At 37.9% G+C, this 16,525-nt stretch carries 16 protein-coding genes and 1 pseudogene; 7 read left to right on the forward strand and 10 right to left on the reverse strand.

The genetic code is table 11. From position 1 onward, the window contains the following. Positions 1-62: 62 nt before the first annotated feature. The 6 genes from ACTQ46_RS02010 to ACTQ46_RS02035 form a co-directional block, all read right to left on the reverse strand. Positions 63-656 carry a helix-turn-helix domain-containing protein gene (locus tag ACTQ46_RS02010; protein ID WP_441747136.1) on the reverse strand — a complete coding sequence of 198 codons (594 nt, stop codon included), beginning with the start codon at positions 654-656 and terminating at the stop codon, positions 63-65. A gap of 728 nt (positions 657-1,384) precedes the next feature. Further along, on the reverse strand, positions 1,385-1,879 hold the full coding sequence (locus tag ACTQ46_RS02015; RefSeq protein WP_441747138.1) for an AAA family ATPase: 495 nt from the start codon (positions 1,877-1,879) through the stop codon (positions 1,385-1,387). 44 nt (positions 1,880-1,923) lie between these two features. Next, positions 1,924-2,289: a GrpB family protein gene (locus ACTQ46_RS02020; RefSeq protein ID WP_441747140.1), complete on the reverse strand. Its 366-nt coding sequence runs from the start codon at positions 2,287-2,289 to the stop codon at positions 1,924-1,926. A 128-nt stretch (positions 2,290-2,417) separates the two neighbouring features. Next, positions 2,418-2,912 (reverse strand): HD domain-containing protein, encoded by a 495-nt coding sequence (locus ACTQ46_RS02025; protein WP_441747142.1) that lies wholly within the window; start codon positions 2,910-2,912, stop codon positions 2,418-2,420. 37 nt (positions 2,913-2,949) lie between these two features. After that, positions 2,950-3,093, reverse strand: a complete 144-nt coding sequence (locus ACTQ46_RS02030) for a hypothetical protein (protein WP_177504818.1) — start codon at positions 3,091-3,093, stop codon at positions 2,950-2,952. After that, the gene (locus ACTQ46_RS02035; RefSeq protein ID WP_441747144.1) at positions 3,086-3,739 is read right to left on the reverse strand and encodes a DUF3626 domain-containing protein; all 654 of its coding nucleotides are present in this window, start codon (positions 3,737-3,739) and stop codon (positions 3,086-3,088) included. Before ACTQ46_RS02035 ends, ACTQ46_RS02030 begins: the two co-directional genes overlap by 8 nt. Between ACTQ46_RS02035 and ACTQ46_RS02040 the strand changes: the two genes are divergently transcribed. Beyond that, a complete protein-coding gene (locus ACTQ46_RS02040; RefSeq protein WP_441747146.1) occupies positions 3,709-4,284 on the forward strand; it encodes a transposase in 576 nt (191 codons plus the stop codon). The genes ACTQ46_RS02035 and ACTQ46_RS02040 overlap by 31 nt on opposite strands. Before the next feature lie 333 nt (positions 4,285-4,617). Here the strand turns inward: ACTQ46_RS02040 and ACTQ46_RS02045 are convergent, their stop codons facing one another. Both ACTQ46_RS02045 and ACTQ46_RS02050 read right to left on the reverse strand, forming a co-directional pair. Beyond that, the gene (locus ACTQ46_RS02045; RefSeq protein ID WP_441747148.1) at positions 4,618-5,442 is read right to left on the reverse strand and encodes an endonuclease/exonuclease/phosphatase family protein; all 825 of its coding nucleotides are present in this window, start codon (positions 5,440-5,442) and stop codon (positions 4,618-4,620) included. A gap of 212 nt (positions 5,443-5,654) precedes the next feature. After that, complete coding sequence (locus ACTQ46_RS02050) at positions 5,655-7,817, reverse strand: PTS transporter subunit IIBC (protein WP_441747150.1); 2,163 nt, start codon at positions 7,815-7,817, stop codon at positions 5,655-5,657. 280 nt (positions 7,818-8,097) lie between these two features. Between ACTQ46_RS02050 and ACTQ46_RS02055 the strand changes: the two genes are divergently transcribed. From ACTQ46_RS02055 to ACTQ46_RS02070, 4 genes are all read left to right on the forward strand, one after another. After that, the gene (locus ACTQ46_RS02055; protein WP_441747152.1) at positions 8,098-10,392 is read left to right on the forward strand and encodes a glycoside hydrolase family 65 protein; all 2,295 of its coding nucleotides are present in this window, start codon (positions 8,098-8,100) and stop codon (positions 10,390-10,392) included. Then, positions 10,385-11,050, forward strand: a complete 666-nt coding sequence (gene pgmB, locus ACTQ46_RS02060) for a beta-phosphoglucomutase (protein ID WP_441747154.1) — start codon at positions 10,385-10,387, stop codon at positions 11,048-11,050. The genes ACTQ46_RS02055 and pgmB overlap by 8 nt, the downstream gene beginning before the upstream one ends. After that, positions 11,043-12,077 (forward strand): aldose epimerase family protein, encoded by a 1,035-nt coding sequence (locus tag ACTQ46_RS02065; RefSeq protein WP_002328396.1) that lies wholly within the window; start codon positions 11,043-11,045, stop codon positions 12,075-12,077. Before pgmB ends, ACTQ46_RS02065 begins: the two co-directional genes overlap by 8 nt. A gap of 68 nt (positions 12,078-12,145) precedes the next feature. Next, positions 12,146-13,165 carry a LacI family DNA-binding transcriptional regulator gene (locus ACTQ46_RS02070; RefSeq protein WP_441747156.1) on the forward strand — a complete coding sequence of 340 codons (1,020 nt, stop codon included), beginning with the start codon at positions 12,146-12,148 and terminating at the stop codon, positions 13,163-13,165. Between the two features lie 431 nt (positions 13,166-13,596). On the opposite strand, the gene ACTQ46_RS02075 is transcribed toward ACTQ46_RS02070, so the two are convergent. Then, positions 13,597-14,241: a hydantoinase/oxoprolinase N-terminal domain-containing protein gene (locus tag ACTQ46_RS02075; protein ID WP_441747158.1), complete on the reverse strand. Its 645-nt coding sequence runs from the start codon at positions 14,239-14,241 to the stop codon at positions 13,597-13,599. A 145-nt stretch (positions 14,242-14,386) separates the two neighbouring features. Here ACTQ46_RS02075 and ACTQ46_RS02080 point away from each other — a divergent pair. Both ACTQ46_RS02080 and ACTQ46_RS02085 read left to right on the forward strand, forming a co-directional pair. Beyond that, positions 14,387-15,397, forward strand: a pseudogene (locus ACTQ46_RS02080) (ISL3 family transposase). Between the two features lie 17 nt (positions 15,398-15,414). Further along, positions 15,415-15,570 (forward strand): transposase, encoded by a 156-nt coding sequence (locus tag ACTQ46_RS02085; protein ID WP_441747212.1) that lies wholly within the window; start codon positions 15,415-15,417, stop codon positions 15,568-15,570. A gap of 95 nt (positions 15,571-15,665) precedes the next feature. Here the strand turns inward: ACTQ46_RS02085 and ACTQ46_RS02090 are convergent, their stop codons facing one another. After that, complete coding sequence (locus tag ACTQ46_RS02090; RefSeq protein WP_441747160.1) at positions 15,666-16,259, reverse strand: helix-turn-helix domain-containing protein; 594 nt, start codon at positions 16,257-16,259, stop codon at positions 15,666-15,668. Between the last annotated feature and the right edge of the window lie 266 nt (positions 16,260-16,525).

Here is a 16,525-nt window from a genome sequence, read left to right on the forward strand (position 1 = left end):
AAAGTGTCTCTTCATATTCAATATTTCCTGTATTCTCAGTCATTTATATTACCTCAAAATGTTTAATAGTTATGATCATCAAAGACTTCAAATATTTCACCTTCAAAGCCTTCTTGTTCTGGTTCGCTGCTTACCCAATCAGGCAAGACTTCGTAATAGTGTGCCAACGCTTCGACCGTTTTGTGTAGTACTGATTCATGCTGCACTTTTTCAAGTAGTTCTATGATGAGTTTATAGGTCTCTAAGTATGGATTATTATCTACTATATCCATTGCAGCCTTAAACCTTGATATGAGTTTTGCTTTTTCAATATCTCGCTCGATGGCATTCATTTCTTCTTTATCGTAAATGGGAACTTCAACGAGATCATTCATTTCACCCACAGAAAACTGCTGCTCATGCTTTTTGATTGCAGGCTTCAGATCTCTTTTCAGCTTTTCCTTCTGAATCTCCAATTGATCAATTTCTGTAAGCTCACGTCCAAAGTAAGACGCATCAATTCCAAAAAGTTCTTCTAAAATCGGTAGATACTTTTTTGGAATGTTCTGTCGCCCTTTCACCCACATGTTTATATTTTGTTTTTTTATGCCAAGTTTTTCTGCAAGTTCTATATGTTGAAGGTTATAGAGATTTAAAATATATTCTAATCCTATCAAGTTCTCACCTCCTGGTGCAGGGCAATGTTCCAATCTAATATTTATTATAATTCATTTAATTGACCGAGTCAATATATAATGTAATTGTTTTCTACTTTTTTGACAATCATTCTATCCACTCACCACATTTTTGACAGTAATCTTATCCACACACCACATCAATATCCTAATTATCTGTTCAACCTTGTAACCTGCCTATTTTGGATAAGTTCCCTTAAAGCAAAATACCGTGATTATCCTTCCGGCTTGTAACCAGACCTCAAATCACGGAAAGCTCTTATTTACACATGTTTCTATACTCTTACTTTTCCACCCTTGACATCAATACCACCGTCTCAACATGGCTTGAGAGGACAGAATGAATGTCATTTGAGTATGTTCGTTCTCGGAAACATATCCACTGCGTTTTCAGCACTATCGGTAGACGAGAACATATCCATTCATGATAAAAAATAACGTGTCTAATTGCATAATCATGATTGAGTAGAGATGTCAAAAGAATAAACATAACGTATTTCAGTAAGTTTTTTTCCTGTAATTTCAATAATGCATTCATCGTCTTCATTGCATCGCCACTTATTCTTCCGGCTGAATCAATACTACCCCCTGCTCTGAGATGACAATAATGATATCACCTGAAGCTGGTATCCCCTTGTTGGAAGTATATCTTTCAAAAAATTTGACAAAACTTATCATCTAGTACAATTCCCATGCCTAAAACCACAATATTAATATCCCTCGACTACTATAACTTCACCTTCTTCATCAGTTGGGGGTTGAAAATGATCATAATAAGTGGAAGCTGTTTGCTGCGTCAATATGATATCATTTTGATGATTTCCGTTTCTTTTTCGAATACGTTCCATAACAACTTCCTTAGGTGTCTTTATATAATAGATTTTGGGTTCTATGTCGTATTTCTTTAATAATGAAATATATTCATTTCTCATTTCTCTAGACCAAAATGAATAATCGAGAACAATATCAATGTTTTGCATGATAAGTGAAATTAGTTTTTCATCAAGATAGGTTTTAATATCTTCTAAAACCTCCTGAGGTAAAGGATGTTCATTCAAACCTCGTTTGAATGATTCTTCATCATAAGATAGTATTGTCATCCCGGTACTTTCAAATTTTTTTGCTAGTGTTGATTTACCTGCTCCCGCAGGGCCGCACATTAAAATAACTTTACTTTTCGACAAATTATCTACTGTATTTTTCATTTATATAACCTCCTATAACAAACCAAGAAAACATGACACTCTCCTTAAGCATTATTACTATTCGCTCTTTTCATGATTTCCTGTACTATTGATGTTTTAGCATTCGCATAGTGCTGGACATGCCTCCATTTATTCTTTGCCAAGCTTCGTTTGACTTGTGCATATTTGTCCCGATCAGTATCATTAGTCCGCAACCAATCACGGAAGCGTAACATTCTATCAATCTCTGATGTGCCCAAACTGAACACATGCAGATTAATATCGGTATCCGGTCCTTTAAACAAACGATGCTCAAACCAGTCAGGTTCTCGAATCTGTAGCACATATCCGGCCGCTTCCAACACTGGAACGTAGGATGACTCATCAGCAGAATCCTTAACAACCAACCGTATTCTTTTGCAACCCATCATCCGTTGTAGGCATGGAGGTATTATTAGATATCATCTTATCGCACTCCTTTGCTGCTTATTATCTAGGGTTAAACTTAACTACTATTTTTTCTTTGCGATATAAAATACATAACTGTAATAATCTACTACTAATCTAAAATAAAGCGATTATAAGCTATCCTTTTTCCTGTGTTTGTTTTAAAGTTTTCATCTATACACTTTTTTATCTTTTCCTGTTCTTTTTCTTTATCCATAACCGTTAAATTTTCAAGCAAATCAGCTTCCCATTGTATTTGAAAATCAAGTCCATCAATTTTAGATGGAGTATGATGGTTGCCTATTATAAAGCATATTCTATCAATATTTTTGTTATAGCCTACCTTTTTTAATATTTCTTTCGCTACTTCTGGTCCTTCCTTTTCTTGATAGACACCATCAATAGAATCGTATTTTTTTTGTGCTTCAACCGCACCAATATCATGTAGTATAGCAATAATACTGATGAATTCTTTTTCTTCCTCTCCGATATTTTCTCCTTTCATTATATCTTCTGCATTTTTCAAAACTTTGAGAGTATGCTCTATGCCAAAAGGAATTTCTTTGAATACTTCTTTCATCTCTATAATAATTTTTTCTTTAAACATAAATTACCTCCATTTATACCTTATAGGTGTTTTAGTTCTATCTATCCACTTTTTTGTTCGCCGATACAATCAGCATCATGGGACGGCGCATTTCATCCTGCATCGCTGGAATATTCATCATGTTTTCCTGCGGTTGTAGAACCACAATCTGATTTATTATAAAACCATTTATATCAACCAAAATATCCAATTGTATGCCAAAGTTGCTTTATGTATTGGAAAACCTCTGATTGACTCCCAATATCATTCCATTTTTCCGGGTTATGTTCACTATCTTGAGGTGCTTTCCCCAGAAGGGCAGCGTTCATAACGCCTTGATTATTACCCCAAATAGTATCAATCTTCTTGGCCAATAGCGGAATCATTGGACCGCGAAATAGATCGCCTATTTCTTCAAGCTTAATCTGTCTCTTTGGAATCCATTTAAGTTTTATCCCATACCTATGACACAACTCATTAGCTTTTTCTTCAAATGTTGTTTTCTGATAAGATTCATCCATATAAAAGCTATCTACATCATCTAAAAGATGAACATCTCCATGAATGTGCGTTTCAATGCAATAATCAAGATTTCTTCCTATCTGGCTTATATGCTTACTACAGCACCAAGCAATGTACTTTCTTCTTCCAGATGAATGAATCCGTCTTTTAAAGGTACTGCCACATTCCGAGCAAATAATCTTACCGGAAAAAGAATATCGGTTTAGATATTTACTGTTGCGCTTTTCGATTCCTTTTTCCTTTGCCCTCTGATTGAGAATAGCTTCCACAGCTTCAAAATCTTCATGGCTGATAATTGCCTCATGATGATTTTCTACTAGATACATATTTTTCTCACCGTACGCGTGCCTTTAATAAACAACGAATTCAAGCAATGAATCAGCTGAAGAAAAGCAATCCACAAGCTCAAAAAGACTATCGAAAGTTGAAAAAGTATTGGCGAACACTCCTGAAGAAAAATGCGAAGTTAAACTACACCTCCTTCAAGCAATTCCCCCTCTTTCAAAGGAGATACTTAACAGAATCTGAGGTGTTAGATTACCTTCTTTCTATAGATGACCAACTACGACAAAGCTATGAGGTCTATCAAGAACTGTTGGCTGCTTTTGATGCAAAAGATTCCAACGAGTTCTTTGACTTGATTGAATCATTACCACATTCCTTGAACGATGAATTTAAAAAAGCGATTCGTTACCTAAGAAAACAGAAAGAAGCCATCACAAACTCCTTAAAATATCCCTATTCAAACGGAAAACTAGAGGGCAAGAATAATCTTATTAAAGTAATCAATAGAATAGCTTTTGGATTCCGGACTTTCCGTCACCTTCGGATGAGAGTTTTAATTCAACAAGATATCTGCCAGATTATTTAGAAAAAAAAAGAAAACGCCGAAGCGTTTTCCTTAAGCGATTTAACGGTAACAACACTATTTGACTTAGAACCATTTTTTGTATTGCTCGTTTTTTTAAAATTTCCGAAAAACCTGCCTTTCGGACGTCGTTTATTTGAGAGAGGTTAGGACAGAAGTGTTTAACTCCGAGAAATAAGAAGAAATGAACGAAAATTGCTTTTCAAATTTTCGTTCATTTCGGCTTATTTAAGAAGGAGTTGCTTCTGCTCCCGTCGTTTATTCGAGAGTCTGTAACAAACCTGGTTTTTAGATTTGTCCCATATTCTTATTGTGACAATATTCCTTCGTTTCTCTTCACTCCAACGTGACTGCTACCCCATAATGATCACTGACAATCGGGCCATTTTCCCCGTCAAAAATACGTTGATAACTTGTAACAAAGCAATCTTGTGGTACATAAATATAGTCGATACGTAGCCCCTCTTTATTGTTTTCCCAGCCATCGATTCTCTTTTCGATCGTTGCTTCAGCTTGTTTTTTTTGCGCGATTCGATAAGCATCACGAATAGGCAACTGACTTTTTGCCACTAAATCGTACCCGCTGCCTTCAGCAGGATTGTTGAAATCCCCTAATAGATACAGTGGTGTTGTAAGAGGCGCTAAACTTGCTTCTAATTCTTTCCACTCAAATGCAAATCCGCTTTTTTCATCTGCCCACCAAGAAAAATGACAGCTTGCTACAGTAATACATTGTGTTTTGACAGAGGTTTGACCTACTAATATTTTTCGAGTATGGTAATCCTCTTTTTCTTTTGTTTCGGAGACTAGGTGCGTTTGACTAGTTAGTGGTTGTTTGGAAAGAAGCGCATTGCCTTCCTCATAGATAGCATAGCCGATATGACTCATTTCCCAACTCCAATAGTAAGTTTCACCTTGTTCTGCTAAGAGCTGGATCAAGCAATAGGCAAAGTTATCCGAGCGGACAGGCGTTTGTTCCTGCACCTGACTAAAATTCTTCAGCTGCTCACTGGTTAGTCGTTTTGCGTCCATCGTTTGATTGACTTCTTGCAATGCGATCACATCATATTGTTCATGACAGATTTTTTGAGCGATCTGTTTTAATTTTTCTTGTGGTTCCTCTTCTAACCAGCTATGCGTATTCAACGTCATTATTTTCATATAATTCTCCTTCTTAATGGGATGGGTCGAAACATTGCTCCCACCTTCTGGATCCATATAGGTAAAGACCCCAAAGTAGTTTATTCAAAAAATAAGCCAATAATCCCTGAAATAGGAAAAGCAATTTCGGGATTATCGGCTTACTTCTAGGAGTTTCACACATCGAACACATTCTTTCGATATGAAATACACACATGAACTTCTGTGATTCTTTACAAGTTTATTTTCCCGATCACTGTTCCTCGTTCAGTGTCTCCTAATTTATTGATGGTCAGCCCATTGACTTTGTCATCTGTAAAGACTACTATGATCGTCGTTTCTTTCCCTTCGTTCTTGATTGCATCTAGATTCATCTGAGCAATCGTTGTTCCTGCTACTACTTCTTGGCCTTCAGAAACTAAGATCTCAAACGCTGGCTGGCTCATCTGAACAGTATCCAGTCCCATATGGATCAAAACTTCTGCTCCTTCTGCTGTTTGCATGCCAATTGCATGCTTGGTTGGGAAGACACTCACGATTTTACCAGAAAGTGGTGCCGTCACTTCTCCAGTGGCAGGAATGACAGCAAAGCCATCACCCATCATCTTTTGTGAAAAGACTGGATCATTCACATCTGTTAAAGCAATTACCTCACCAGTTGCTACAGTGAATAATTCTTTTTCGATACCTAAAACATGTTTCTCTTCATTCTTCTCATTTTTATTTGTTGCCTCAACTGTTGGCTCTGGAATATCAGCGCATGATTGTAGTAAATCTTCAATATCCGATTTCAACACATCCGCTTTTGGTCCATACACGGCTTGCACACCTTTGTCCTTAACGATCAAGCCCATCGCTCCAGCACGTTTCCATTCTTCTTCTGAACCGACTTTCCCAGGATCCTCGACGCTGACACGTAAACGAGTCATACAAGCATCTACATCCTTGATGTTTTCTTTTCCACCTAACAAATGGATGATCTTAATGATTTGTTGATCTGCATTAGTTGCAGAACCTGACGGCGTTTCTTCACTGTCGTTATCATAGTTCCCATTACGTCCTGGTGTAGCATAATTGAATTTTTTGATCAAAAAGTTTGCCACAAAATACGTCAATACTCCAAATAATATGACACAGATAACAAAATTGAGCAAGTCGATACCTAATCCTGCTTTGATCGCTAATGGTGTACGTGTCAATAGTTCAATGTTCCCAAATGAATGGACACGTAAAGGTAGAATATCTGCCATTGCAAAAGCTGCCCCTTGGATCACAGAATAAACAATGTAAAGAGGTACAGCTGCAAACATGAACATGAACTCTAATGGTTCGGTTACACCTGTTAAGAAAACTGCAAGTGCTGCTGAAAAATACATTGATTTATATTTAGACTTTTTGTCTGGATCAACATTACGGTACATCGCTAGTGCTAATCCCATCAAGATACCGGAAGCACCAATCATTTGTCCCACTTTAAAACGAGCAGGTGTCCAGTTCGTCAATACGAATTCATATTGCGACATGTCGCCGGCGCCTTTCAAGTTGACCAAATCAGTCGCCCACGCCAACCATAAAGGATCTTGTCCAAATACTTGTGTTCCCGCTTGCGCACCAGATAATATCTCATAGGTACCACCCAGCTGCGTATAATTGATTGGGATCGTCAACATGTGATGTAAGCCAAATGGTAACAATAGACGTTCCAATGTACCATATAGGAATGGTGCTAAAAACGGAGCGTTTTCTTTTGACTCTGCAATCCACAATCCAAAGTTATTGATCCCTGCTTGGACATTCGGCCATACAATAGCAAGAATCAATGCAACAATCGTTGACCACAAAATAACCACAAAAGGAACAAATCTTTTTCCATTAAAGAACGATAATGCGTCAGGTAATTTACGATAATTGTAATATTTATTATAGGCCATCGCCCCAACGAACCCTGCAATAATCCCAACAAATACCCCCATATTTAGTGCTGGTGCTTCTAATACACTGGTAAAGAACCCTTTAACCATGATTTTCGTGCCAAACAAGGTATGCGTAAATGCGTCTTCATTTACCAACATCTCATTAGTCACACCAAGAATTGCTCCTGTGATCCGATTGATCAATATAAATGAGATCCCCGCAGCGAATGCTCCCCCTGCTCGTTCTTTTGCCCAACTACCACCTATCGCTAGTGCAAATAAAAGATGTAAATTTCCGATAATTGCCCAACCAATATTTTCGATCACGCCACCCGTTGTAACTAAAGGTGCAAGATCAGGATTGATCAACGGAATCGATTTACCGATACTGATCATCAAACCTGCCGCTGGCATAACTGCCACAACGACCATTAAAGCCTTTCCAAATTTTTGCCAAAACTCAAAGCTAAATATTTTTTTCATTTCCTCGTCTCCTTTGTGCAATCGGTTTCGTTGTTAGTTATTATAGCGTGTGTTTCTTTTTTTGTAAATGCTTTTTTTCGTATTTTTATGCTTTTTCTGTAAGAACCCAATCGTTCTCTATACATTATTTCTGTTCATATTAAAGTAGTAAATATTGATACAATCGTTTTTTTTTTGTTTTTTCATCCACTTCAAAATTTAATTTCACTTTTCTAGTTGACTTACGCAATCGGTTGCGTTTATTATGGACGTATAAACGACAACGTCTAGGAGGAGAACAATGAAACAAATTAAACGGTTATTTCAGATCGACCCTTGGAAAATCAGCACGAATAAATTAGATAAAGAAAATTTACGCTTGCAAGAATCATTGACCAGTATCGGTAACGGATATATGGGTATGCGCGGAAATTTTGAAGAAGCATATTCTGGTGATCATCACCAAGGAACCTATTTAGCAGGTGTTTGGTACCCTGACAAAACACGTGTTGGCTGGTGGAAAAACGGCTATCCTGAATATTTTGGAAAAGTAATCAATGCAGTCGATTTTATCGCTATGGATCTTTTTATCGATGATCAGCTGATTGATCTAGCTACACTTACTACTGAAGATTTTTATTGGGAATTAAACATGAAAAACGGTGTTTTGACACGTAGTTATACAGTCACTACCCCATCAAACAAAGTTCGTCTTTCATTCGAGCGCTTTTTAAGTATTGTCAAAAATGAAGCCGCTTATATTCGCTTAACCATTGAAATGTTGGAAGGAAATGGAACTGTAAAAGTTATTTCTAAGCTAGATGGCAATGTCCAAAACGAAGACAGCAATTACGATGAATACTTTTGGAATGACATCGATCATGGCGTCAAGGAAGAAATAGCGTACTTAACGACTAAAACGATCCCGAATAATTTTGAGATCGAACAATTTACAGTGACCGCTGGGATGCGCCACTACGTTGATGGAAAATTATATACGCCAAGCTACCAAGAGGGCACCTTAGCAATCGAAGGTTCATTCACCTTTGACTTAAATGAAAATGAAACACTTCTTATCGACAAAGAAGTATTGATTTTCACAAGCCGAGATATCCCTGAAGCGCAACAAGCGACACATCTCTTTAAAGAATTCAACGAATTGAACGTTCACTATCCCCAAGCAAAAGAGGAGCAAACAGCCGCTTGGTCTAAACGATGGGAATTGGCAGATGTAGTCATTGAAGGAGACGATGAAGCACAACAAGGAATCCGTTTCAACCTCTTCCAGCTATTTTCTACTTATTATGGCGAAGATGAACGTTTGAATATTGGACCAAAAGGCTTCACTGGCGAAAAATATGGTGGTGCAACTTACTGGGATACTGAAGCCTATGCAGTGCCTCTGTACCTCGCTTTAGCGAAACCTGAAGTCACTAAGAATCTCTTGAAGTACCGCCATAACCAATTGCCACAAGCAATCCATAATGCACAACAGCAAGGGCTAAAGGGCGCGTTATATCCAATGGTCACTTTCACAGGTGTCGAATGCCACAATGAATGGGAAATCACCTTTGAAGAAATCCATCGAAATGGCGCAATTGCCTACGCTATTTATAATTATACTAACTACACTGGCGACATCGACTATTTAAAAAATGAAGGTTTAGAAGTCTTAGCAGAAATCGCTCGCTTTTGGGCAGACCGAGTCCATTTTTCTAAACGAAACAATCAATATATGATCCACGGGGTTACAGGACCGAACGAATATGAGAATAATATCAACAACAATTGGTACACGAATACGATTGCTTGTTGGGTACTACGTTACACACGAGAAAATTATTTGAAGTTCAAAGAAGAGAGCACTGCTAAAATCAGCGACGATGAATTGGCACATTGGCAAGAAATTGCTGAAAATATGTACTTCCCAGTAGATGAAGAATTAGGGATTTTTGTTCAACACGATACTTTCTTAGACAAAGATCTCAAACCAGTAGCGGAACTATCCGCAAGTGAATTGCCATTGAATCAGCATTGGTCATGGGACAAGATCCTTCGTTCTTGCTTCATTAAACAAGCAGACGTTTTACAAGGTATCTACTTCTTCAATGATTCATTTACAAAAGAAGAAAAACAACGCAACTTTGATTTTTACGAGCCAATGACTGTCCATGAGTCTTCCCTATCTCCTAGTATCCATGCTATTTTAGCTGCTGAACTAGGCATGGAAGACAAAGCCGTTGAAATGTATCAACGCACTGCTCGTTTAGATTTAGATAACTATAACAATGATACAGAGGATGGCTTACACATCACTTCAATGACCGGAAGTTGGCTTGCTATCGTACAAGGATTCGCGCAAATGAAGACAGATCATGAACAATTAAGATTTGCACCATTCTTACCTAAAACATGGTCTGCTTATTCATTCCATATCAATTATCGCGGCCGCTTGTTATTTGTCGCCGTTTCAAATGAACAGGTAACATTGAACCTCTTATCTGGCGAAGCTTTACCGCTAGAAATCTACGAAAAAGCGTATGTGCTTACTGATCATTTGACTATTCCATTACGAGAAGGTGAAGCGAATGTTTAAAGGTGTATTATTCGACTTAGATGGCGTTATTACAGATACCGCTGAATTCCATTACCTTGCTTGGAAAAAGCTAGGTGATGAGATCGGTATTCCCTTCGATCGGTCATTCAACGAACAATTGAAGGGTGTAAGCAGAGAAGATTCTCTGACTCTCCTTCTTGCTCATGGAAAAAAAGAAGAGCAATTCTCAAAAACAGAATTTCTCGAATTAGCGAAAAGAAAAAATGATTATTATCTTGAAATGATCCAATCGATCACACCAAAAGATGTTTTTCCAGGGATTTTAGAATTATTAAAAGACTTACGGGCAAACAATATCAAGATTTCACTAGCATCTGCAAGCAAAAATGGCCCTTTCCTACTTGCCAAGATGGATTTAGAAAGCTGCTTTGACGCGATTGCTGATCCGGCAAAAGTCGCTAATGGAAAGCCTGAACCAGATATTTTTCTACTTGCTGCGAAAGAAATCGGTTTGACCCCTCGTGACTGCATCGGAATCGAGGATGCAAAAGCTGGAATCGCTGCGATCATTGCTAGTGGTGCGCAACCTATCGGCGTAGGACGTTCAGAAGATCTTGGGGAGGATATTCCAATCGTACCTGATACAGCTTCATTGACTTTCGATTACTTGAAAAAAACGTGGCAGCCAAATGCCTGAACCTTCTATTTCAGTGACTCCTATCCCCAACACTGAATTAAAAAAAATCACATTGAAGAACGATGAATTGACCGTCGTTCTTCTAAATTATGGCGCTAGACTTCACCAAATCTTTGCTCCAGATAACAAAGGACATTTAGAAAACGTCTTACTTTCTTATGATGAACTTTCAGATGTTTTAACCGATGAAAGTTTCTTTGGAGCCACAGTCGGTCCCGTAGCAGGCAGAATCCGAAATGCTACATGGGGAAATCATCAACTTGAAAAAAACGCCGGCAACCACCATATCCACGGAGGAACAAATGGATGGTCTTTCCAATATTGGGATGTCGAAGTGTTCAAAAATCCACAGTCGATCGGCGTTGTCTTTTATTTACAAGACACTTTTTCCGATTATCCTGGTCCTATCACAGCAACGATCACGTATCAGCTAACTGCGAATAGCCTGGAAATGATCACAAAAACGAACAGTCCCGTCGAGACGATCTGCAATCCAACCAATCATGCCTATTTCAACCTTTCTGGGAATGGTAAATGTGACATTGATACACATGAACTGGCTGTCCAAGCAGAAAGTCTATTGGTATTAGATGAAGATAAACTACCAACAGGCGAACAAATCACTCAAGCGGATTTACCGATCAATTTCAAGAAACCACATACAATCGAAGAAATTCTCAACGCTTATCCAGAAGGACTTGATGACGTTTTTGTTCTTACTACACCGAAACGTTCAAAAAAGGTGCTGTGTCTTTCAGAAAAACAATCTGGACGCCAGTTGTCTATAGCAACAACAAATAGAAGTGTGGTATTATTTTCTACGACTGGTTTTGAAGCTGATTTTATGATCAACGGGAAACATATGCATTCAAACTATGGTTTAGCCATCGAGCCACAAGAATTTCCGGATCTAGTCCATTTACCTGAACTCGGTTCGATCGCTTTGTACCCTGGTCAAGAAAAGGTCAACCATACGACCTATCAGTTTACTATTTTACCGAATGAACAGATAGCAAATACTCAATAGTTGCTTGTTTTGATTACGAATAGCTCAGAAAAGAAGAGATTTTTATTTAGAAAAAAGGTGTTTAAATTATGGCAATTACGGTAAAAGATGTTGCAAAAAAAGCGGGAGTAGCTACCTCTACTGTCTCACGCGTCATCAATGACCATCCAAGTATTTCCGAAGCAACCAAAAAGAAAGTCCGAAAAATCATGGATGAACTTGGCTATGTACCGAATATCACTGCTAGAAATTTAGGTAAACGGGTTTCTAGTGCCATCGGCGTGATATTGCCGCCACTTGATTCTAAAGAACGAATCGGTAATCCCTTCTACTTAGAGATCATGGATGCAATCAATGAAGAAGCACGTCACCACGACATGACAATAGCCATTGCAACAGCGAAAAATTTTGATGTCTTATTAGAAAATGTCCAAAGAATGTACTTACAAAAACAAGTCGATGGCTTTATCTTAGTGTACTCTGATAGCGAAGACCCAGTCATCGATTATTTGTATCAAAACGAGATTCCCTTCACTCTGATCGGTCAACCTTATCAGCATGAAAATGAGATCATCTACGTTGATAACGACAACCAGCTATTGGGAAAACAGGCAACTGATTTTCTTATCCAAAATGGGCATGAACAGATTCTTTTCGTTACGAACACGACCCACGAAAGCCTCTATTTCGAACGCTATTTCGGGTATCAAAAAGCGATGATGATGGCTGGACTAGATGTTCACCCTAGCGTTGTGATCGAAAAGGCAGAAGACTATCTATCCTTTGACACTATCTTAAAAAACGCCGGTGCTACAGCACTTGTGGTAATCGATGATATTTTTGCACTTCGCACGATGCAATTAGCGCAAATGTACGGTTATCTTATTCCAGAAACCTTATCGATCATCAGTTTCAATAATTCGATTTTTTCTACACTGACTCATCCTTATCTCACAAGTATCGATATCGATATTTCCGAATTAGGGCGAGTAGCCATGCAAAAATTACAAGAATTGATCCATAACGAGATCAGTAGCGGCGTGCGCCTAGTCATCCCTCATCACTTGATCAAGAGAGAAACAGTTGTGCCACTGAACCCCAAGCAATAACTGGTAGGAATTGAAATGAAGAGATAGAATAACCAAAAGATGAGATTGAGACAAAAGTGTTTCTTACTTCTGTCTCAACCTCTTTTTTGAAATTCCCGAAAAGCCTGACTTTTGGACACCGTTTATTTGAGAGAAGCTGGGACAGAAGTGTTTAACTCCGAGAAATAAGAAGAAATGAGCGAAAATTGCTTTTCAAATTTTTGTGAATTTCGGCTTATTTCCGAAGGAGTTGCTTCTGCTCTCGCCGTTTATTCGAGCGTCTGTAGAAAGACTGATTTTTAGATTTGTCTCGACCTCATTTTTTATGAATGTATCCGACTTCTAATAAACATGATGAATAAAATCAGCCAACCAATGAAGGTCAACCCGATGATGAAATAAAAGAAGAGCGGCAAGTCATAATATAAGGTGATCTCATTGATACCATTATGCTATTTGACGATTGGCGTACCGATGTCTATCAATCCATATAATTTAGTAATATCAGATGCCATCGTTGTTGGAATGGCTTTGCAAGAAGCAGCTTCATAAACAACACGTTCTGGCTCACCATTATCTACCCCAAAGGCCATCGAAGATACTAGTACCTCCGCTTTTTCTTTTTCTAAATTAGAGATCGTTTCAGCCACTCGATCCACATTCAAATGTTTTACTGGTAAAAAAGCATTGACGATTTCGATTTTTTTCTTGTTCCCTAGATCAATATCGTTCAATCGTGTTTGTCTTTTGGCTAAAAATCCTTCAAGACCGCCTTTCGACATGCCGATTACTCCAACTTTAGCTACATCTCCTTCAATCAATGCATTCGTTGCTTGCGTTGTCGAGTGAGCCACGAAAACCACATCATCTGGACTGATTTGATTCTCTTGTAAACAGTTTTGAAAAGACTGCACCACTCCTGCTGCCGCTCCATTCAAATGATCATGTGTCGTCTTCACTGAAGACTTCCCAATAATTTCATGTGTGGCATTGGCTCTATAATATTTGGTGTTGTTGCTTGAAAAAGTAGCGACACCAATTTTTTTATGCAAAAAGACATTTGGTTGTCCTATAATTAAATCGCTAAACCAAATCATAGGAGGCTAACCAAATGTCCAGTACTAATATTAACAAAACTAAAGATGAAAACATAGATAACATGTTAAAAAAATCCTTAATATCAAAGATTCTAAAATCTCTTTTTCTAAAAATGCAGTCTCAAAAGAAAGAATTAAAGGCCGAATGGCCACTGTCTACACCGGAACCCTGACTTATGAATCGACCTGTTGTGAATTTTGTCAATCGCCCTGTGTGAACCGTCATTCCTTTAAAGAAAGCTGGATTCAATTGGTGCCTTATCAAGAGGTTCCAACTTATTTACACCTGTATAAACAACGGTTCTATTGTAAAAACTGTCATCGTACCTTCTCCGCTAAAACCTATTATGTGGCGAAAAACTGCTATTTATCGCAGTCATTAAAATTTGCGATTGCGGTCGACTTGAAAAAGAAAATATCAATGAAAGATATCGCCAGTCGTTACTTTGTTTCTTCAAAAACAATCGAGCGAGTTCTAAATTCTCTCTTTAAAGAACCTTGTCGAAACTTAAACTATTTACCAAATCATTTATTGATTGATGAATTTAAAGGAACCAGCGATTGTGAAGGTGCCATGTGCTTTATTATCAGCGATGCGGATACTGGCAAAATATTCGATATCTTAGACGACCGACGCAACTTTAAACTACGGGCATACTTCCAACGATTTACCTTAAAAGCCAGAAAACGTGTCACACATATTGTTATGGATATGAATGCCTCTTACGATGCAGTGACTAAGGAAGTCTTTCCAAACGCATGAATCTCAATCGACCGTTTCCACGTCATCCAACAAATTACGCGTGCCTTTAATAAACAACGGATTCAGACAATGAATCAGTTGAAGAAAAGCGATCCACAAGCTCAAAAAGACTACAGAAAGTTGAAAAAGTATTGGCGAACGATCCTGAAGAAAAATGCGAAGTTAAACTACACCTCCTTCAAGCAATTTCCCCTTTTCCATCGGAAATACCTAACAGAATCTGAGGTGCTTGATTACCTATTGTCCATAGATGACCAATTGCGACAAAGCTATGAGGTCTATCAAGAATTATTAGCTGCTTTTGACGCAAAAGATTTCACTGAATTCTTCGACTTGATTGAATCATTGCCACATTCAATGAACGAGGGGTTTAAAAAGCGATTCGTTACCTGAGAAAGCACAAAGAAGCCATCACAAACTCTTTAAAATATCCCTATTCAAACGGAAAACTGGAGGGAAAGAACAACCTTATCAAAGTAATCAAAAGAATAGCTTTTGGATTCCGGACTTTCCGTCACCTTCGGATGCGTGTCCTCATCCAGCAAAATATCTGTGAGATCATTTAATAACGCAAAAAAGGAAATGCCGAAGCATTTCCTAAAGTGTGATTTAGTCAAAACAACACCATTTGACAAAGAGCCTTTATTTTACCTCCAAATGTTTAATAGTTATGATCATCAAAGACTTCGAATATTTCACCTTCAAAGCCTTCTTGTTCAGGTTCGCTGTTTACCCAATCAGGCAAGACTTCATAATAATGAGCTAGCGCTGCAATCGTTTTGTGTAAAACAGATTCATGCTGCACTTTTTCAAGTAGTTCTACGATAAGTTTATAGGTCTCTAAGTATGGATTATTATCTACTATATCCATTGCAGCCTTAAACCTTGATATGAGTTTTGCTTTTTCAATATCTCGTTCGATGGCATTCATTTCTTCTTTATCGTAAATGGGAACTTCAACAAGATCATTAATCTCTCCCAAAGAATACTGCTGTTCATGCTTTTTGATTACAGGCTTCAGATCTCTTTTCAGCTTTTCCTTCTGGATTTCTAACTGATCAATTTCACTAAGCTCACGTCCAAAGTAAAACTGATCAATACCAAAGAGTTCTTCTAATACCGGTAGATATTTCTTTGGAATGCTCTGTCGCCCTTTCACCCACATGTTAATATTTTGTTTTTTTATGCCAAGTTTTTCTGCAAGTTCTATATGCTGAAGATTAAAGAGGTTTAAAATGTACTCTAATCCAATCAAGTTCTCACCTCCTGGTGCAGGGCTATAATTCCACTTAATATTCATTATACTTCATTTTATTGACTCAGTCAATATTAAGTGTAAATATTTTCTGACTTTTTGACAGCAATTCTATCAACTCACCATTGTTTTGCCAATCATCTTATCAACTCACCAACTCAATAACCGTATTGGCCGATGACTTTTTAATTTCATCAATCTTGGATAACTTCCCTCAAAGTAAAAATCCGTGATTATCCTTCCGGCTTAGAGCCAGATCTCAAATC

It is taken from the genome of Gallicola sp. Sow4_E12 (assembly GCF_052116305.1).
Lineage (GTDB): Bacteria > Bacillota > Clostridia > Tissierellales > Peptoniphilaceae > JBQKLI01.